Source organism: Pseudomonas sp. F1_0610, assembly GCF_047470865.1.
Lineage (GTDB): Bacteria > Pseudomonadota > Gammaproteobacteria > Pseudomonadales > Pseudomonadaceae > JAZDRH01.
Window position 1 is genome coordinate 1 of the sequence record NZ_JAZDRH010000097.1, and the last position, 331, is coordinate 331.

Sequence of the window (331 nt, forward strand, 5' to 3'; positions counted from 1 at the left end):
ACACCTGTGTGGTGGTGTTGCCCAGTGAGTCCGTGGTGACGGTGATGTTGCCTAGTTCATCGTATTGAGTTTGCTGGGTGCGGTTGCCAGGTAAGGTGCTGCTGACCAGTTGCCCTTGTTCATCATAGCTGTATTGGCTGGTGAGTTGTTCTGTGGCGCTTAGCCACTGTGTGGTTTGGGTGGTACGTCCCTTTTGATCGTAGTGGTAGGTTTCACTGTAGGTAGGGTAGATGGTTTTGATCAGTCGTCCTACAACATCGGCGCTGTTGCCATATTCATGTTTGATCTGATTCCCCATAGGGTCAGTTTCTGTGATCAAACGTCCTTGCTC

General features: G+C 50.5%; 1 protein-coding gene. It reads right to left on the minus strand.

The features are described from left to right. A partial coding sequence (locus VQ643_RS16380; protein ID WP_414201596.1) for a hypothetical protein occupies positions 1-319 on the minus strand: 319 nt, incomplete at its 3' end. Positions 320-331: the final 12 nt, after the last annotated feature.